The following is a 17324-nucleotide window of genomic DNA, read 5'->3' on the forward strand; positions in this document are numbered from 1 at the left end:
ATACTGCGACACGAACCTGCCGCTCGCAGACGCCGCTGGCTAGCGTGAAGTTGATCCAGTCATCTCACGCGAAGGACACTCCAATGCCCGCGACGCAGCCCCTCCCGAACGCCACCATCCTCGGGTACCCCCGCATCGGCCGCCGGCGCGAACTCAAGCGCGCCGTCGAGGCCTACTGGAAGGGCGACCTCACCGAGGCCCAGCTTCTCGAGACCGCGGGCGAACTGCGCGCCGCGACCCGCGCGCGCCTCGTCGAGCTCGGCCTGCCCGCGACGGGCGGCGCGATCCCCGAGAGCTTCAGCTTCTACGACCAGGTGCTCGACGCGACCCTCGCGCTCGGCGCCGTCCCGTCCCGCTTCGCCGACGTCGCCTTCGCTGACGACGCGACTGACCTCGCGACGTACTTCGCGCTCGCCCGCGGCGACAAGGATCACCAGCCGCTCGAGATGACCAAGTGGTTCGACACGAACTACCACTACAGCGTCCCCGAGATCGACGAGAAGACCCCCTTCGAAGCGAACGCCACCGCGCTCGTCGCGCAGTTCGCCGAGGCGAGCGAGCAGGGCATCGAGACCCGCCCCGTGCTCGTCGGCCCCGTCACCTACCTGCTGCTCGCGAAGGCGTCCGACGCCGCGGGCGAGGGCTTCGCCCCGATCGACCGGCTCGACGACGTCGTCGCGGTCTACGCCGAGCTGCTCGGCGCGCTCGCCGCAGCCGGCGCCACCTGGGTGCAGCTCGACGAGCCCGCGCTCGTGTCGGACTCGCTCTCCGTCTCCCGCGACGAGGCGACGGCGCTCGTGGAGCGCGCCTACGATGTGCTCGGCGGCCTCGAGAACCGCCCCCAGATCCTCCTGACCACGCCCTACGGCGATTCCTCGGCCTCGCTGCTGCGCATCGCGGCGCTGCCGGTCGAGGCGGTGCACGCCGACCTCGTGCGCGGCACGCTGCCGCACGGCGCGTTCAGCTCGGGCGAGTTCGAGAGCGCCTTCTACAAGAAGCAGTTCGTCGCCGGCGTCATCGACGGCCGCAACATCTGGCGCACCGACCTGCGCATCGCGTCGGGCGTGGTGCAGGATCTGCAGCTCGCGGGGATCGACGTGGTCGTCGGCACCTCGAACAATCTCCAGCACGTGCCGCACGACGTCAACGACGAGACGAAGCTCGACGCGCGCCTCCGCTCGTGGCTCGCCTTCGCCGACCAGAAGGTCGAGCAGGTCGCCGTGCTGGCCCGCGGCCTGCGCCACGGCGCCGACTCGATCGAGGCGGAGCTCGCCGAGACCTCGGCGATCCTCGCCGACCGCGCAGCAGCACCGGGCGTGCGGATCGACGCGATCCGCGATCGCGTCGACGCCGTGACCGACGCCGACCGCACCCGCGATGCCGAGCAGGCCCGCCGCGACGCGCAGCGCGCGCTCGACATCCCGGCGTTCGCGACGACCACTATCGGCTCGTTCCCGCAGACCACCGAGATCCGCAAGGCGCGCGCCGCGTTCACCCGCGGCGAGATCGACCAGGACGCCTACGACGGCTTCCTGCGCGCCGAGATCGAGCGCGTGATCCGTCTGCAGGAGGAGATCGGCCTCGACGTGTTCGTGCACGGCGAGGCGGAGCGCAACGACATGGTGCAGTATTTCGCCGAGCTGCTCGACGGCTTCGCGGTGACCGAGAACGGCTGGGTGCAGTCCTACGGCACCCGCGCCACCCGGCCTTCGATCCTGTGGGGCGATGTATCGCGTCCGGCCCCCATGACCGTCGCCTGGTCGGCCTACGCGCAGTCGCTCACCGACCACCTCGTCAAGGGCATGCTGACGGGTCCCGTCACGATCCTCGCATGGTCGTTCGTGCGCGACGACCAGCCGCTCGCCGACACCGCGTCGCAGGTGGCGCTCGCGCTGCGCGACGAGATCGACGACCTCGTCCAGGCCGGCATCAGGATCGTGCAGGTCGACGAGCCCGCGCTGCGCGAGCTCCTGCCGCTCGACGCCGACCGCCAGGCGGCCTACCTCGACTGGTCGGTGGGCGCGTTCCGCCTCGCGACGAGCGGTGCCGCCGCCGACGTGCAGATCCACACGCACCTCTGCTACTCCGAGTTCGGCGAGATCATCGACGCGGTCGACGGCCTCGACGCCGACGTCACCTCGATCGAGGCGGCCCGCAGCCGCATGGACGTCGTCGAGCCGCTGGGCGACCACGGCTACTCGCGCGGTATCGGGCCGGGCGTCTACGACATCCACTCGCCCCGCGTGCCGAGCGTCGAGGAGCAGACCGAGCTGATCCGCATCGCCGCCGCGCGCATCCCGGGCGAGCAGCTCTGGGTCAACCCCGACTGCGGCCTCAAGACCCGCGGCTACGAGGAGACCGTGGCGAGCCTGACGAACCTCGTGCAGGCCGCCCGCGCGGTCCGCGCCGAGCAGGCCGGCGCCACGGGAACGGCGTGAGCGGGGAACCCTCCCGTCCTGCGAGCTGGCCGGTCGGCGGCGTGCTGCCGACCGAGCCGGTCGGCTCGCTGCCGCGGCCGGCCGGCCTGCAGCGGGCGGTGCTCGACGCCGAGATCGGTCAGCTCCCGGCCGCGGAACTCCGGGCCGAGCAGGATCGCGCCGTGCGCGACACCCTGGCGCGGTTCGAGGCGACCGGCTCGCCGATCATCAGCGACGGCGAGCAGCGCCGGCAGAGCTTCGCGAGCTACCCGCTCGGCGCCGGCGGCGCCGAGGGCGATGTGCGCGAGGGGCCGGTGTTCGCGGTGTTCGCCGACGGGCACCACCGGGTGATCCCGAGCCTCGCGCGCGGGCCGTTCCGGTACCGCGCCTGGGCCGCGGACGACGTGACGGCGGCGCGGGAGCTCACCGCGCTGCCGCTCAAGCAGGCCGTGATCTCGCCCTCGATGCTGTCGCTCATGGTGCCCGAGGCGGGCCTCGGCGGCTATTCGCGAGCGGAGTTCCTGGACGACGTGGTGGCCGGTTGCGCGGAGGACATCCGCCGTTGCTTCGCGGCGGGCGCCTCGCGCGTCTCGATCGACTTCACCGAGGGGCGGCTCGCACTGCGGCGCGACCTCCGCGCCCCGTGGGCCGGGCCGGACGCGCTGGGGGGTTTCATCGAACTCTTCAACCGGGTGCTGGCCGAGCTCGCCCCCGAGGAACGTGCCGCGGTGGGGGTGCACACCTGTCCGGGCAACGACAACGACTCGGTGCACTCCGCCGACGTCGACTACGCGGAGCTGATCCCCGAGCTGTTGCAGATCGAGGCGGGGTACTTCCTCGTGCAGGCCGCGAGCGAACCGGAACCGGATCGTGTCGCGCGGCTCGTCGGAGCGCAGCTCCGCCGACGCGCCGCCTCCGACGCGCCCACGCCCCGCGTGCTCGTCGGCGTGACGAACCCGACGAGTCCGAAGCTCGAAACCGCCGAGCAGGTGCGCGATCAGCTGGTGCGCGCTGCGCGGTTCATTCCGCCCGAGCTGCTGGGCTCGACCGACGACTGCGGGTTCTCGCCCTATCTGATCGACGAGAAGCCCCGGCACGGATCGCCGGATTTCGCCCGCGACGTCGCCTTCGCGAAGATCGCCGCTCGCGTGCGCGGCACGGCCCTCGCGGCCGCCGAGCTGAGCGGAGCCGCCGCATGAACGCGACCCTGCTGACGGGGAGCGCGCCCACGCGCGCCCGGTTCTCGTTCGAGGTGTTCCCCGCGCGCAGCGGGGCCGCGGCGCTGGCGCTCGGCCACGCCGTGCAGCACCTCTCGGCCGCGGGGCCGGACTTCATCTCGGTGACCTACGGCGCGAACGGCTCGAACCGCGACGCCTCGCTCGATCTGCTGCGGTACCTGCGGGATCACACCGACGCGCTGCCGCTCGCGCACCTGACCACGGTCGGCGAGACGCGGGAGGCCGTGCGCGCCACGATCCACGGGATCATGGACGCCGGCGTGCACGACTTCCTCGCGCTGCGCGGCGACCCGCCGCGCGGGTCGACCGAAGCGGACCCGCTGGTCTCGGGATCCCTGTCGGCGCTCGAGCTCACCGAGCTGATCGCCGAGGCGCGCGCCGAGCGCCCGGCGCTCACGAGCGTCGGCCGGACCGCCGTCGCGGCGTACCCGAACGGGCACCCCATGTCGCGCTCGCGCTCCGAGGACCTCGACTGGCTCGTCGCGAAGCAGGAGGCGGGGGCGCAGTTCGCCATCACGCAGCTGTTCTTCGAGGCGGAGGAGTACCTGTCGTTCGTCTCCGACGCCCGCGACGCCGGCCTGCGGATCCCCGTGCTGCCCGGTCTCATGCCCGTGTCGACGAGCGCCCAGCTGCGCAAGGTCGCCTCCCTCGCGGGACGGCCGGCACCGGTGCTCCTCGAACGCGCGCTCGAGGAGGCCGGCGGCTACGCGCCGGAACTCGGCGTCGAGCACACCATCCGCCTGGCCGGCGAGCTGCTGGCCGGCGGTGCGCCATCGGTGCACCTGTACACCTTCAACCGGCACGAGCAGGTGCTCGCCGTGCTGCGCGAGCTGAACCTGCTCGCGCCGGTCGGCTGAGGCTCCGTCACACCGCCTGCGGGTAGCTCTCGGCCGCGCGCTCCGCGAGGTGCCGCAGGTGCTCGGGCACCTCGCGGCCCTTCGCGGCCATGGTCTGCGCCCACAAGCGCCCGGCCCGGTACGAGGAGCGCACGAGCGGGCCGGCGAGCACCCCGGCGAAGCCGATGGACTCGGCCTCCGCCTTGAGCTCGACGAACTCCTCGGGGCGCACCCAGCGGTCGATGGGGTGGTGCAGCTTCGACGGGCGCAGGTACTGCGTGAGCGTGAGGATGTCGCAGCCGGCGTCGAACAGCTCGTGCATCGCCGAGGTGATCTCGTGCCGCTCCTCTCCCATGCCGAGGATCAGGTTCGACTTCGTGATCATGCCCGCGTCGCGCGCCTGCGCGATCACGCCGAGCGATCGGTCGTAGCGGAAGCCCGGGCGGATCCGCTTGAAGATACGGGGCACGGTCTCCAGATTGTGCGCGAACACCTCCGGCGCCGCCTCGAACACCTGCTCCAGGTCCTCGGGACGACCGCCCAAGTCGTCGGCGAGCACCTCCACGCCCGAACCGGGGTTGAGCTCGTGGATCTGCCGGATCGTCTCGGCGTAGAGCCAGGCGCCGGTGTCGGGGAGATCGTCGCGGGTGACGCCCGTGATGGTCGCGTAGCGCAGCCCCATGGTGCGCACGGACTCGGCGACGCGTCTCGGCTCGTCGAGATCGAGCGGCAGCGGCTTGCCGGAGGTGATCATGCAGAAGTCGCAGCGGCGGGTGCAGATGGAGCCGCCGATGAGGAAGGTCGCCTCGCGGTCCTCCCAGCACTCGTAGATGTTCGGGCAGCCGGCCTCCTGGCAGACGGTGTGCAGTCCCTCGCGCTTCACCAGCGAGTGGACGTCGCGGAACTCCGGCCCCTGGCGGGCACGCGTCTTGATCCACTTTGGCTTGCGTTCGATCGGCGTCTCGGCGTTGCGCGCCTCGACGCGGAGGAGACGGCGTCCCTCGACGGCGGGCCCGGTCGCGGCGGCCGGACTCGCCGCGTGCCCGCCGCCGCACCCTCCGGCGGCGGCTCGGCTCGGCTGCTCGGCGGCCAGCACCTCCGAGAGCGGGGTGCCGATGTTGCGGGCGCTCACTCGGCGACCTCCGCGAAGACCGCGGCGAGCCGGGTCGCGAGCGACGGGGCGACCTGAGCGGGCAGGATCTCGGCGCCGACGAGCCGGCTGAGCGTGGTGACGCCGGCGTCGGTGATGCCGCACGGGATGAACGCGGCGAAGGGATCCAGCGAGTTGCTGCAGTTGATCGCGAGGCCGTGGGTGACGATCCCGCCGCTCGTGTGCAGGCCGATCTGCGCGAACTTGGCCGGGGCGACGGTGCCGGTATCCGCCCAGACGCCGGAGCGGCCCTCGACGCGGAATCCTCGCGCACCGAACTCCGCGGCGACGTCGATGATCGCCTGTTCGAGCTCGCGGACGAAGTCGACCACGCCGAGGCGTTCGCGGAGCCGGATCACCGGATACGCGACGAGCTGGCCGGGGCCGTGCCAGGTCACCTTGCCGCCGCGGTCGACGGGGACCACGGGGGTTCCGTCGTTCGGGAACTCCTCCGGGAGCGCTCGTCGTCCCGCGGTGTAGACCGGTTCGTGCTCCATCAGGAGCAGGGTGCCGCGGTCGCCGTCGTCGACGATGCGGGCGACGGCCTCCCGCTGCAGTGCGAGGCCGGTTTCGTAGGGGATCGGTGCGGAGAGGCCCGCTTCGTGCGTGCGGATGCGGGGGAGCGCGATCGTCTCGGACATGCCTCACAGAATAGATGGACTGAGTGTAAATAATCAAAATCGACGAAAGAAGCGCCGGAGCCCATCGCCCCGACGCGTCCTTCGGCGGTGCCGCTCCGTCGTCAGACCGAGCGGAAGACCGCCACGACCTTGCCGAGCACCTCGGCATGGTCGCCGAGGATCGGTTCGAACGCGCTGTTGCGCGGGAGCAGCCAGGTGTGACCGTCGCGGCGGCGGAACACCTTGACCGTGGCCTCGCCGTCGAGCATGGCGGCGACGATATCGCCGTTCTCGGCGTCGCGCTGCTGGCGGATCACGACGAAGTCGCCGTCGCAGATGGCCGCGTCGATCATCGAATCGCCCACGACCTTGAGCATGAAGAGCTGCCCGTCGCCGACGAGCTGCCGGGGGAGCGGGACGATCTCGTCGACCTGCTGGTCGGCGGTGATCGGAACGCCCGCCGCGATGCGCCCGACGAGAGGAACGTACGCGGCCTCCTCGACCTGCTGCTGCGGGGCGTCGCCGAGGGACTGCGAGGTCTGCGCGAGTTCGACCAGGATCTCGAGGGCCCGGGGGCGGTTCGGGTCGCGGCGGATGTAGCCGCCGAGTTCGAGCCGGGTGAGCTGGTGGGTGACGCTCGACAGCGAGGAGAGTCCGACGGCGTCGCCGATCTCGCGCATGCTCGGCGGGTACCCGCGGGACTCGACAGAGCGGGCGATGCACTCGAGGATCGCCTGCTGCTTCTCGGTGAGCGGCTTCGGAGGGCGGCTCGGGGTCGTCTCGCTCATCTGGGCCTTCTCTCCGGGTGGTGCTCGGGTGATCTGGGCGGTGCGCCCCGGTGCCGATCATGAATGTCGGTAGTCGGTGGTTCAGTGACTACCGGTGTTCGAAACCCTAGTTCGCGGTCCGGTTCCGCGGCAAACATACGTTCGAGTGTCGCCGAAAAATATCGGTCACAGATTCGAATCGAGGGTTGCGGGTTTCGAGTATCGAACGTATATTCGATACAGATGTTCGACCGTGGGTCGGCGTCGAAGTACGAGAGGAGCCGATCATGGGCGCACGAGAACTGAGTGCAACGATCGATCACCACACCGACGCGCAGGTCCCTGCCGCGAAGAGCCGCCTGCGTCTGACGCGCCGCGGCCGCCGCGTGTTCGGCGCTCTCGCGACGCTGGCGGTGTCGGCGCTCCTCGCCGGTGTTGCCGTGTTCGGTTCCGCGCAGGCGCAGGCGAACGTCGACGGGCGTCCCGCCGACTTCGGCTACGTCGTGGTGCAGCCCGGCGAATCCCTCTGGGCCGTGGCCACCCGTCTCGACGCCAAAGCGGATCCCCGCGACCTGATCGCGGAGATCGTGCAGCTCAACCAGCTCGACGGATCGGGCGTGCAGGCCGGGCAGCCGGTCGCGGTTCCGCTGCGCTACTCGCACGCCACCGGCGTCGTGCCCGCCTCCGAGGTCGGCATCGGCACCAACGCCGAGCTCGCCGCCGGGGCATAGCCCGCGAGCGCGGCGTAACTCGGGGGCGCGGGTGCAGGGGGCCCCGTAGACTGGATCAGTGACTTCTGAGCCCGCAACCGTGCCCACGACCTCGCCGTCCGCAATCGAGCTCGGCGATCTGCCGCTCCGCGACAACCTGGTCGGCAAGCATCCGTACGGCGCTCCGCAGGACCCCGTGCCGGTCAGCCTCAACGTCAACGAGAACACGCACCCGCTACCCGAGGCGGTCATCGCCGACATCATCACCGAACTGGAACGGGCGGTTCGCGGCGTCAATCGCTATCCCGATCGCGAGTTCATGAGCCTGCGCACCGCGCTCGCCGGCTACCTGGGGCACGGCCTCCGCGCCGAGCAGGTGTGGGCGGCGAACGGCTCCAACGAGGTGCTGCAGCAGCTGCTCCAGGCCTTCGGCGGTCCGGGGCGCAGCCTGCTGAGCTTCACTCCGACCTACTCCATGTACCCGCTGCTGGCGGACGGCACCGACACCCGCTGGATCCCGGTCCAGCGTCCCGCGGACTACGCGCTGACCCCCGACCTCGTCGTCGCGGCGATCCGCGAGCACCGGCCCACCGTCACGATCCTGTGCGGCCCCAACAACCCGACGGGCACCCCGCTCGAGCGCGCGGTGATCGTCGCCGCGTACGACGCGATCGCCGAGTACGGCGGGATCCTCGTGGTCGACGAGGCGTACCAGGAGTTCGACGCCGAGCACGAGACCGCCGTCGCCCTGCTGCCCGGCCGCCCCCTGCTCGTGGTCTCCCGCACCATGAGCAAGGCCTTCGCCTTCGCGGGCGTGCGGCTCGGCTACCTCGCCGCCGATGCCGCGGTGGTCGACGCGCTGCGACTCGTCCGGCTGCCCTACCACCTGTCCGCCCTGACCCAGGCGGCCGCGACCGCTGCGGTCTGGCACGCCGACGAGATGCTCGCCACCGTCGCCGATATCCGTGCCGAGCGGGATCGCCTGGAGGCCGCGCTCGTCGAGCTCGGTTACACCGTGCACCCCTCCGGGGCGAACTTCCTCCTCGTCGGCGGGTTCACCGATCCCGCGGCGACCTTCGAAGCGCTCCGCGCCGACGGGATCCTGATCCGCAACCTCGGCATCGAGGGGCACCTGCGCATCACCGCCGGCACGCACGCCGAGACCACGGCCGTCATCGAGGCCATCGCCGCGCTCGGCCCGGGCGGCGCCGGCGCGGACCCCGCCAAGTAGGATCGAGATCATGACCGCAGCCCCGCGTACCGCGCAGTTCGAGCGCGCCACGAGTGAGTCCCAGATCGCCCTGAACGTCAACCTCGACGGTTCCGGCGACGCCGACGTGTCGACCGGCGTGCCGTTCTTCGACCACATGCTGACCGCGTTCGCGCGCCACTCGCTCACCGACCTCACGGTGCGCGCCACGGGCGACACCCACATCGACGTGCACCACACCGTCGAGGACACGGGGATCCTGCTCGGACAGGCGATCCTCGAGGCGCTCGGCGACAAGCGCGGCATCTCGCGCTACGGCGACGCGCTCGTGCCGCTCGACGAGTCGCTCGCGCAGGCCGTCGTCGACATCTCGGGTCGGCCGTACCTCGTGCACTCCGGCGAGCCGGCCGGGTTCGAGTTCCACCTCATCGGCGGGCACTTCACCGGCAGCATGGTGCGCCACTTCTTCGAGGCGCTGACGCTGAACGCGCGCCTCACCGTGCACCTCAAGCTGATCGAGGGGCGCGACCCGCACCACATCGCCGAGGCCGAGTTCAAGGCCTTCGCGCGCGCCTTCCGCCAGGCCAAGACCATCGACCCGTTCGTCGCGGGCATCCCGTCGACCAAGGGCGCGCTGTGAGCCGTCCGACAGTCGCGGTGCTCGACTACGGCTCGGGCAACGTGCACTCGGCCGTCAAGGCGCTCGAGCACGCCGGGGCCGAGGTCGAGCTGACCCGGGACGCGGCGCGCGTTGCGGCGGCCGACGGGCTGCTCGTGCCCGGCGTCGGCGCGTTCGACGCGGTGATGCAGCAGCTGCGCGAGGTGCGCGGGGACGAGTTGATCGACCGCCGCCTGGCGGGCGGCCGACCGGTGCTCGGCATCTGCGTCGGACAGCAGATCATGTTCGACCGCGGCGTCGAGCGCGGCATCGAGACCGAGGGGCTCGGCCAGTGGCCCGGCACCGTGCGCGAGCTCGACGCACCGCGCCTGCCGCACATGGGCTGGAACACGGTCGAAGCGCCCGCCGACTCCGTGCTGTTCCGCGGCCTCGAGGGCGAGCGGTTCTACTTCGTGCACAGCTACGCGGCGACCGAGTGGACGCTCGAGGGTCGCGGCCCCGCGACCGCGCCGAAGGTGACCTGGGCCGAGCACGGCGAGCGCTTCGTCGCCGCCGTCGAGAACGGTCCGCTGAGCGCCACGCAGTTCCACCCCGAGAAGTCGGGCGAGGCCGGGATCCGGCTGCTGCGCAACTGGCTCGAAACGCTTTGACCACTCCCGAGAAGAGGAACCCCCACATGACGGAGCTCGCCGAGGGCCCCCAGCTGCAGCTGCTTCCCGCCATCGACATGGTCGACGGCAAGGCCGTGCGCCTCACCCAGGGCGAGGCCGGCACCGAGACCAACTACGGCAGCCCGGTCGACGCCGCGCTCGACTGGATCGAGCAGGGCGCCGAGTGGATCCACCTGGTCGACCTCGACGCGGCCTTCGGACGCGGTAGCAACGTCGCGGTCGCGCGCAAGATCATGAAGCGCGCGGGCACGGTCAACATCGAGTTCTCGGGCGGCATCCGCGACGACGCGAGCCTGGAGGCCGCGCTCGAAATGGGCGCGCGCCGCGTGAACCTCGGCACCGCGGCGCTCGAGAACCCCGAGTGGACGCGCAACGCGATCGCCCGCCACGGCGACCGCATCGCCGTCGGGCTCGACGTGCGCGGCGAGACCCTCGCCGCACGGGGCTGGACCGAGGAGGGCGGCAACCTCTGGGAGGTGCTCGAGCGCCTCGAGGACGCCGGCTGCCCGCGCTACGTCGTGACCGACGTGACCAAGGACGGCACCATGCGCGGCCCCAACGTCGACCTGCTGCGCCAGGTCTGCGAGCGGACCGACCGCCCCGTCGTCGCCTCGGGCGGCATCTCGAACCTCGACGACCTCTCGGCGCTGCGCGAGCTGGTGCCGAGCGGCATCGAGGGCGCGATCATCGGCAAGGCGCTCTACGACGGAGCGTTCACGCTCGGCGCGGCGCTCGACGTGGCCGGCCGCTCGGCCTGAGCGGCGCGGGCATGGCGATCAAGAAGCTCCCCTCGACGGGCGACGCCCCGAGATCCACCGGCGTCCCCGAGAGCCTGGTGCCCGGAGGCGCGGGCGATTCCGCGGGCTTCCCGTGGGCCGGACGCACCTTCGACCACCACGAGACCGCGTTCGCGGACGACGACGGCACGACGCCCGCCGAGACCGCTGCCGCGATCGACGCGGTCCGCGAGGCCGCGCGCCGCACGAACGGCGTCGCGACCGCGGGGGACTACTGGGACGCGCTCGCCGTGCTGGCCGACGCCCACGCCGACGCGATCGCCGCCCTCGGCGGCCAGCGCTTCCTCGTGCCGATGCTGGCCGAGGCCGGCGACCTCGGCGTGACCCCCGAGGGGCGCACCGTCGAGAAGACCCAGGAACTCTCGATCGTCACGGTCGCGGCCCCCGACGGGCGCACCGTGCTGCCGATCTTCAGCTCCACCGAGACGCTCTCGGCCTGGAACCCGCAGGCCCGCCCGATCCCGGTCCCGGGAGTGCAGGCGGCGGTCGCGGCGGCCCAGGAGGGCACCGACCTGCTCATGATCGACCCGGGAACCCCCGAGCGCGAGTTCGGCGTGCGCCGCACGGCGCTCGAGGCGTTCGCGCTGCGCGAGCGCGTGCTGCCCGCCTGGGCGGATCCCGACGTCGCACGGGCGTTCGCCGAGTCGGCCGCGGGCGAACCGATGGTCGAGGCGATCTGGCTCGCGCCGGGCGATCTCGAGGGGCGCCTGCTGGAGGCGGAGGTCGACGTGCGGATCCGGCTCGCGCACGCCGAGGACGGCGTCGACCGCGCTGCGCTCGCCGAGCTGCTGCAGCGTCTGCAGCAGCGATGGACGGCGTCCGTCGTCATCGCCGAGCGGGTCGACTCGCTGCGCGTCCGCCCGATCAGCGGCTGATCGCCGCCGCCGACCGCTGAGCTCTGCTGCTCAGCGGTCGAGCACGGCCTCGAGCGCCGCCCGTGCGTGAGTCCACAGGAACGCGCCGCCCGCGTCCGCGAAGACGATGCGCCGAGCCCCGGGGATGCGCGACGCGAGCACCTCGCCGTGATCGGGCGAGTGCGTGAGATCCTTCGCACCGAACAGCACGGACACGGGCACCCGGATCCGATCGAACGGCAGGTTCCAGGCGCGCATCGCGATGAGCGTGTCGCGGATGTAGCCGGCGCCCTCGTTCGCGAAGCCCTCGGCCAGCGCGGAGCGATACCGCTCGAGGAACGCGGGGGCGGCATAGAACGCGCGGTCCTCGGGACCCGAGCCGCTCAGCACCATCTGCTCCATCGCCTCCGCATCGAACCCGGCGAGCACCTCGGCCGCGGCAGCCGGATCCTGCTGGGCGAGATCGGCGAGCCCGGTCGCCTCCGCTGGCAGCATCGCGCGGATCGCGGGGTGCGCGAGCTCATCGGCGGGGGAGACGAGCACGAGTCTCGTGGCCCAGCCGGCCGCCGCCGCACCCAGCCCGAACACTCCGCCCTGGGAGTTCGCGACCACGGGCACTCGCGCATCCGCGTTCCCGAGCGCTGCCGAGACGAACTCCCGGTAGTCGTCGACGGTCGAGGCGAGCGTGCGGCCGGTGTCCGCGTCCGAGGCGCCCATGCCGGGACGATCCATGGTGAGCAGCCGCACTCCGAGCGCCTCGAGCAGATCCTCACCGAACGCCATGCTCCTGCCGGTCGCGGCGCCCGCGATGAAGAGGACGGGTTCGCCATCGGCGGGGCCGAAGCTCGCCCCGGCGAGCACGCGGCCATCGGGAGTGCGCACGGAAAGGAGAGTCGGGACAGTCATCCGACCAGCCTAGGGAACCGCGTCACCCGAGACCGAAACGGGCCCGCGGTCCTGCTACGCTCTCCGCATGCCCGGGAGCCCTCGGGCGAGGAGCGGCCGTCCGAGGCCCGAACAGCTCAGGAGCCAGCGAACGTGACGCAGACGACCACGAACCAGGCCGCCCCGGCCCGGGCCGAGTGGACGGGCCAGATCGGTTTCATCCTCTCGGCGATCGGCTCCGCCGTGGGCCTCGGCAACATCTGGCGGTTCCCCGGTGTCGCCTACGAGAACGGCGGGGGCGCGTTCCTCATCCCGTACCTCGTCGCGCTGCTGACCGCTGGCATCCCGATCCTGTTCCTCGACTACGCCATCGGACACCGCTTCCGCGGGTCCGCCCCGCTCGCGCTGCGTCGCATCGCCGGCAAGTTCGGCGAGGGCATCGGCTGGTTCCAGGTGATGATCTGCGTGTTCATCGCGATCTACTACACGGCGGTGCTGGCCTGGGCCGGCAGCTACTTCGTGTTCTCGTTCGACCTCAAGTGGGGCAAGGACGCGGCCGGGTTCTTCACCGGCGACTACCTGCAGATGCCCACCGACGGTTCGCTGTTCAGCCTCGCCTTCGTGCCCTCGGTGCTGATCCCGCTCGTGCTCATGTGGATCGTCACCCTCGTCGTGCTCGGTGCGGGCGTGGTCAAGGGCGTGCAGCGCCTCAACGTGATCGCGATCCCGCTGCTCGTCGTCGGCTTCCTGATCCTCGTGGTGCGGGCGCTGTTCCTGCCGGGAGCCGCCGAGGGCCTCAACGCGCTCTTCACGCCCGACTTCGCGGCGCTCGCGAACCCGAGCGTCTGGGTCGCGGCCTACAGTCAGATCTTCTTCTCGCTCTCGGTCGCCTTCGGCATCATGCTCACCTATTCGTCGTACCGCAGGCGCAAGTCGAACCTCACGACGCCCGGCCTCGTGGTCGCCTTCGGCAACTCGTCGTTCGAGATCCTCGCGGGCGTCGGCGTGTTCGCCACCCTCGGGTTCTTCGCGCACCAGCAGGGCGTCGCGGTCGGAGAGCTGCAGAACCTCTCGGGCCCCATGCTGGCGTTCGTCACCTTCCCGGCGATCGCCGCCGAGATGCCGGGCGGTCAGCTCTTCGGAGCCCTCTTCTTCGGTGCGCTGACGCTCGCCGGCCTCACCTCGCTGATCTCGATCATGGAAGTGATCCTCGCGGGGATCATGGACAAGTTCGGCCTGAGCCGCAAGAAGGCGGTGTACGGCATCGGCGGCGTGCTCGCGGTCGTCTCCGTCGTGCTCTTCGGCACGAGCACCGGCCTCATCGCGCTCGACACGATCGACAACTTCGCCAACAACATCGGTATCGTCGGCTCGGCGGTCGCCATGACCATCACGGTGCTCTGGATCCGTCGCTCCGGCCGCGAGCTCTCCGGGCACCTGAGCGCGCTCTCGACCTTCAGAGTCGGCCGCACCTGGCGGTTCTTCGTCTCGCTCCTCGGACCCATCGTGCTCGGCTACATGCTGCTCGTCACCGTGTTCGGCCCCGACGGACTCATCGCCAAGCCCTACGGCAACTATGCGCCGGAGTACGTCGCGATCTTCGGCTGGGGCGTCGTCGCGGCCATGATCCTGGGATCGGTGCTGCTCACGTCGAGCCGCTGGCGCTACGACCCCGACCGCTTCACTCCGTGGCCCGAGGTGCCGGGGCAGCGGTCGACGCTTCGTCTGACCGGGGTCGAGGCGGAGCCCGCCGTGGCAGCCACGAACGAGGGAGGTGCGCGATGACCCCCATCGCGATCGTGTTCCTGGTCCTCGCGACCGTGATCATCTGGGGCGGCCTCGTCGGCAGCACCATCGCGCTGTCGCGCAAGAGCGAGGTCGATGCGTACCCCGCCGGCGGCGAGGACCGGGCGGGCGAGCGCCTCGAGTAGGACGCCGGCCCGGCGGACCCGGCCCGCACTGCGCGGGCCCGGCGCACGCGCATCGACCACCCGGTGCGCGCGATCTGAAGGATTCCGCGCATGAGGAGCAGTGGAATGCTCGATCCCACCGGCATTCGTCGGCAATCTGAGCGACCCCCTAGCATCGGGGCATGACACAGCTGTCTCCTCGCGTTCGCGTCGGCTACGCGCTCGGCGGGATCACCTCGGGTACCTACGGCACCGTGCCCGGACTGATCCTGATGCCGTTCCTCACCGACCACCTCGGCGTCGCGGCGTCGCTCGCCGGACTCATCGTGTTCGCCCCCAAGGCCTGGGACTTCCTCCTGAACCCCATCGCGGGTCGGGTGAGCGACCGCTCGACGCACCCGACCGACCGCCGACGGCCGTTCGTGATCCGGGCCGGGGCGGCGCTCGCCGTCGTCTTCGTCCTGATCTTCGTGGGGCCGGTCGCGCCTCCGCTGCTGGCGGGCCTCTGGGTGCTGCTGATCTCGCTCGTCTGCGCGACCGTGTACGCGTTCTTCCAGGTGCCGTTCCTGTCGATGGCCGCCGAGATCACCGACGACTACGCCGAGCGGACCCGGCTCACGACCTGGCGGGTGGCGGTGTTCAGCCTCGCGATCCTCGTCTCGGGCGCGGTGGCGCCCATGCTGGTCGACATCGGCGAGGGCGTCACGGGCTACCGGATCATGGCGGTCGTGATGGCGGTGCTGATCCTCTGCGGCGCGCTCGGGCTGTGGCTCGGCACCCGCGGCGTGCGGCTCACCCGCGAGGAGCAGGCCGGCGGACGCCTGGTCGAGCAGCTCGGTGTCGTGCTCCGCGACCGCGACACCCGGCGGCTGGTGGCCGCGTTCGTGCTGCAGGCCGTCGCGATCGGCATGGTGCTCAGCGGGGTCGTCTACGTCGCACGCCACGTGGTGCGCGACCCTGGCGCCGCGACCTTCGCGTTCGTCTGCTTCGTCGGACCCGCGGTGCTCTTCGCGCCGCTCTGGTCGCGGCTCGGCGTGCGGATCGGCAAGCAGCGCGGCTTCGCCGTCGCCACGGTGATCATGTCGGTCGGCCTGCTGGGACTCATCGGGACGAGCGGGGGCTCGCTCGTCGCGCTCTACGCGGCCTCCGCGGTCGTGGGCATCGGGTACGCGGGTGCGCAGATCTTCCCGCTGGCGATGCTGCCCGACGTGGCCGCCGAGGACGCGCGCCGCTCGGGAGTGAACCGGATCGGCATGATCTCCGGCCTGTGGTCCGGCTTCGAGCTGCTCGGGCTCGCGCTGGGCCCGGCGCTGCTCGGCCTGCTGCTCGGGATCGGCGGTTACGCGGAGGGCGTGGGGAGCGCCGTCGTGCAGTCCGAATCGGCGCGCTGGGCCATCGTGATCGGGGTGTCCGCGGTTCCTGCGGTGCTGTGCGCGTTGAGCCTGGTGCCGCTGTCGCGGTACCGGCTCGACGCGGAGCTCCGGGAGCGCGCGGCACGGGACGCGGCCGAGCACGCGGGCTGAGCGCCCGCGGTCACCGGCCCGCGGTCACCAGCGCACGTCGACGCGGCCGAGCGCGCGGCCCCACTCGTCGAGCAGGCGGCCGTTGCGCTTGCGCGCGCCCAGTACGGTCCAGCGGTCGACGATCTCGATCCCGTCGCCGAGCGCGTGCTCGAGCTCGGGCAGGGCCGTCAGAGTCGTCGCCCGCACGCTGATGCAGAGCGGCGCGGGGCCGACGACCTGCAGGGCCCGGTAGGACTGGGGGAGCCAGCGCGCCTGCGCGCCCGCGGCGTGCAGCTGCGGGGAGCGGGCCCAGAGCATCGCACCGCGCCGCAGGCCGGCCGCCCACGAGGAGAGATCGCAGCCGAGTCCGAGGCGTTCCGCGGAGCGCTCCACCGTGCGTCGGGCCGTCGCCTCCGAGACGCCGAGGTGCACGGCGAGCTTCGCCGCGCTCATGCGCGGATCCTTGCTCAGCGCCTCCAGCAGCTCGGCGACGACCTCCGGCTTCGGCGGGCGCGCGGCGGATCCGCCCGCGCCGCCCGGCTCGCCCGCCATGATCCGCTGTCCGCGCGCGTCGAGCGCTCGCGTGCGCCAGGAGGAATCCTCGGCGAGCACGGCGGACACGACGTGCATGCGCGGGGCCCGCCCGTCGTGGGCACCGCCCGGGCCGGCCGCGATCTCGGCGAGCTCCTGCACCCGTCCGCCGAGCCCGCGGAGACCGGACTGGGCGGCCACGAGCGCGACGACGCCCGCGGAGGTCTCGTCGACCGAGAAGGCCCAGGGCTGTGCGCAGATCGCTTCAAGGTCGGAATCGGCGCCGAGCAGCACCATCGCCAGGTCGGTGCTCGATTCCCACTGCGCCGACTGCGGCCAGCAGGTCAGCCAGGCGAGCGATTCCTCTTGCATCTGCTCCCACCGTCGCGAGACCGTCGCGCTGTCCGCGCCGACGGCGGCGGCGACCCGGGTCCACGGAGCCCGCGCATCGATCTGCAGCGCGTGCACGATGGCGAGATCGAGCTCGTCGAGCAGGCGCGGCGGTGCTGCGGCGGGATCGGAATGGATCGCGTTCATCTGCAGGAATCAACCTGTCTCTCGGTGATGCATGACGGATCATGCGTGCTTCTGATTCAGAACTGCCCAT

The 17324-nt window shown here is 71.8% G+C and carries 17 protein-coding genes; 12 read left to right on the plus strand and 5 right to left on the minus strand.

Features of this window, described 5'->3' with window-relative positions; all coding sequences use genetic code 11:
• Window positions 1-83 precede the first annotated feature (83 nt).
• Genes metE through ABD169_RS08250 form a run of 3 tightly spaced genes read left to right on the plus strand, consistent with a single transcriptional unit; the run spans window position 84 to window position 4512 of the window.
• The gene (metE, locus tag ABD169_RS08240) at window positions 84-2438 is read left to right on the plus strand and encodes a 5-methyltetrahydropteroyltriglutamate--homocysteine S-methyltransferase (RefSeq protein WP_344031304.1); all 2355 of its coding nucleotides are present in this window, start codon (window positions 84-86) and stop codon (window positions 2436-2438) included.
• Entirely contained in the window at window positions 2435-3616 is a 1182-nt protein-coding gene (locus ABD169_RS08245; RefSeq protein ID WP_344031306.1) for a uroporphyrinogen decarboxylase/cobalamine-independent methonine synthase family protein, read from the plus strand. Before metE ends, ABD169_RS08245 begins: the two co-directional genes overlap by 4 nt.
• Window positions 3613-4512 (plus strand): methylenetetrahydrofolate reductase, encoded by a 900-nt coding sequence (locus ABD169_RS08250; RefSeq protein WP_046455869.1) that lies wholly within the window; start codon window positions 3613-3615, stop codon window positions 4510-4512. Before ABD169_RS08245 ends, ABD169_RS08250 begins: the two co-directional genes overlap by 4 nt.
• A gap of 7 nt (window positions 4513-4519) precedes the next feature.
• Here ABD169_RS08250 and lipA read toward each other — a convergent pair whose 3' ends face one another.
• The 3 genes from lipA to lexA form a co-directional block, all read right to left on the minus strand.
• A complete protein-coding gene (gene lipA, locus ABD169_RS08255) occupies window positions 4520-5584 on the minus strand; it encodes a lipoyl synthase (RefSeq protein WP_425560964.1) in 1065 nt (354 codons plus the stop codon).
• Between the two features lie 35 nt (window positions 5585-5619).
• Window positions 5620-6282: a lipoyl(octanoyl) transferase LipB gene (gene lipB / locus ABD169_RS08260; RefSeq protein ID WP_344031310.1), complete on the minus strand. Its 663-nt coding sequence runs from the start codon at window positions 6280-6282 to the stop codon at window positions 5620-5622.
• Window positions 6283-6383: 101 nt separating this feature from the next.
• The gene (gene lexA / locus ABD169_RS08265) at window positions 6384-7049 is read right to left on the minus strand and encodes a transcriptional repressor LexA (protein WP_046455871.1); all 666 of its coding nucleotides are present in this window, start codon (window positions 7047-7049) and stop codon (window positions 6384-6386) included.
• Window positions 7050-7315: 266 nt separating this feature from the next.
• Here lexA and ABD169_RS08270 point away from each other — a divergent pair, with 266 nt between their 5' ends.
• From ABD169_RS08270 to ABD169_RS08295, 6 genes are read left to right on the plus strand one after another with little or no spacing between them, the layout of a single operon-like run.
• The gene (locus ABD169_RS08270; RefSeq protein ID WP_344031312.1) at window positions 7316-7759 is read left to right on the plus strand and encodes a LysM peptidoglycan-binding domain-containing protein; all 444 of its coding nucleotides are present in this window, start codon (window positions 7316-7318) and stop codon (window positions 7757-7759) included.
• 58 nt (window positions 7760-7817) lie between these two features.
• Window positions 7818-8969 carry a histidinol-phosphate transaminase gene (locus ABD169_RS08275; RefSeq protein ID WP_344031314.1) on the plus strand — a complete coding sequence of 384 codons (1152 nt, stop codon included), beginning with the start codon at window positions 7818-7820 and terminating at the stop codon, window positions 8967-8969.
• Between the two features lie 10 nt (window positions 8970-8979).
• On the plus strand, window positions 8980-9588 hold the full coding sequence (gene hisB / locus ABD169_RS08280) for an imidazoleglycerol-phosphate dehydratase HisB (RefSeq protein ID WP_046455872.1): 609 nt from the start codon (window positions 8980-8982) through the stop codon (window positions 9586-9588).
• Window positions 9585-10217, plus strand: coding sequence for an imidazole glycerol phosphate synthase subunit HisH (gene hisH / locus ABD169_RS08285; protein ID WP_046455873.1), 633 nt, complete (start codon window positions 9585-9587; stop codon window positions 10215-10217). The genes hisB and hisH overlap by 4 nt, the downstream gene beginning before the upstream one ends.
• 26 nt (window positions 10218-10243) lie before the next feature.
• Window positions 10244-10996: a bifunctional 1-(5-phosphoribosyl)-5-((5-phosphoribosylamino)methylideneamino)imidazole-4-carboxamide isomerase/phosphoribosylanthranilate isomerase PriA gene (priA, locus tag ABD169_RS08290; RefSeq protein ID WP_046455874.1), complete on the plus strand. Its 753-nt coding sequence runs from the start codon at window positions 10244-10246 to the stop codon at window positions 10994-10996.
• 11 nt (window positions 10997-11007) lie between these two features.
• Window positions 11008-11910, plus strand: a complete 903-nt coding sequence (locus tag ABD169_RS08295) for an SseB family protein (RefSeq protein ID WP_344031317.1) — start codon at window positions 11008-11010, stop codon at window positions 11908-11910.
• Window positions 11911-11940: 30 nt separating this feature from the next.
• Here ABD169_RS08295 and ABD169_RS08300 read toward each other — a convergent pair whose 3' ends face one another.
• On the minus strand, window positions 11941-12771 hold the full coding sequence (locus ABD169_RS08300; protein ID WP_344031319.1) for an alpha/beta fold hydrolase: 831 nt from the start codon (window positions 12769-12771) through the stop codon (window positions 11941-11943).
• 156 nt (window positions 12772-12927) lie between these two features.
• On the opposite strand from ABD169_RS08300, the gene ABD169_RS08305 reads away from it, so the two are divergent.
• The 3 genes from ABD169_RS08305 to ABD169_RS08315 all read left to right on the plus strand — a co-directional run bounded on the left by ABD169_RS08305 (window position 12928) and on the right by ABD169_RS08315 (window position 16207).
• Window positions 12928-14559 carry a sodium-dependent transporter gene (locus ABD169_RS08305; RefSeq protein ID WP_084821129.1) on the plus strand — a complete coding sequence of 544 codons (1632 nt, stop codon included), beginning with the start codon at window positions 12928-12930 and terminating at the stop codon, window positions 14557-14559.
• The gene (locus ABD169_RS08310) at window positions 14556-14705 is read left to right on the plus strand and encodes a methionine/alanine import family NSS transporter small subunit (protein ID WP_156175042.1); all 150 of its coding nucleotides are present in this window, start codon (window positions 14556-14558) and stop codon (window positions 14703-14705) included. Before ABD169_RS08305 ends, ABD169_RS08310 begins: the two co-directional genes overlap by 4 nt.
• 161 nt (window positions 14706-14866) lie before the next feature.
• A complete protein-coding gene (locus ABD169_RS08315; RefSeq protein WP_344031321.1) occupies window positions 14867-16207 on the plus strand; it encodes an MFS transporter in 1341 nt (446 codons plus the stop codon).
• Between the two features lie 24 nt (window positions 16208-16231).
• Here ABD169_RS08315 and ABD169_RS08320 read toward each other — a convergent pair whose 3' ends face one another.
• Complete coding sequence (locus ABD169_RS08320; protein WP_344031323.1) at window positions 16232-17254, minus strand: AsnC family transcriptional regulator; 1023 nt, start codon at window positions 17252-17254, stop codon at window positions 16232-16234.
• Window positions 17255-17324: the final 70 nt, after the last annotated feature.

Origin of the sequence: Leucobacter iarius (genome assembly GCF_039530105.1) — a bacterium.
GTDB classification, from domain to species: domain Bacteria; phylum Actinomycetota; class Actinomycetes; order Actinomycetales; family Microbacteriaceae; genus Leucobacter; species Leucobacter iarius.

Bases quoted from the DNA above. Each gene is read 5' to 3' on its own strand.
- lipB (WP_344031310.1), bottom strand. From the start codon at position 6,282: ATGTCCGAGACGATCGCGCTCCCCCGCATCCGCACGCACGAAGCGGGC.
- hisB (WP_046455872.1), top strand. From the start codon at position 8,980: ATGACCGCAGCCCCGCGTACCGCGCAGTTCGAGCGCGCCACGAGTGAG.
- lexA (WP_046455871.1), bottom strand. From the start codon at position 7,049: ATGAGCGAGACGACCCCGAGCCGCCCTCCGAAGCCGCTCACCGAGAAG.
- priA (WP_046455874.1), top strand. From the start codon at position 10,244: ATGACGGAGCTCGCCGAGGGCCCCCAGCTGCAGCTGCTTCCCGCCATC.
- ABD169_RS08295 (WP_344031317.1), top strand. From the start codon at position 11,008: ATGGCGATCAAGAAGCTCCCCTCGACGGGCGACGCCCCGAGATCCACC.
- ABD169_RS08270 (WP_344031312.1), top strand. From the start codon at position 7,316: ATGGGCGCACGAGAACTGAGTGCAACGATCGATCACCACACCGACGCG.
- ABD169_RS08250 (WP_046455869.1), top strand. From the start codon at position 3,613: ATGAACGCGACCCTGCTGACGGGGAGCGCGCCCACGCGCGCCCGGTTC.
- ABD169_RS08310 (WP_156175042.1), top strand. From the start codon at position 14,556: ATGACCCCCATCGCGATCGTGTTCCTGGTCCTCGCGACCGTGATCATC.
- ABD169_RS08320 (WP_344031323.1), bottom strand. From the start codon at position 17,254: ATGAACGCGATCCATTCCGATCCCGCCGCAGCACCGCCGCGCCTGCTC.
- ABD169_RS08315 (WP_344031321.1), top strand. From the start codon at position 14,867: ATGACACAGCTGTCTCCTCGCGTTCGCGTCGGCTACGCGCTCGGCGGG.
- metE (WP_344031304.1), top strand. From the start codon at position 84: ATGCCCGCGACGCAGCCCCTCCCGAACGCCACCATCCTCGGGTACCCC.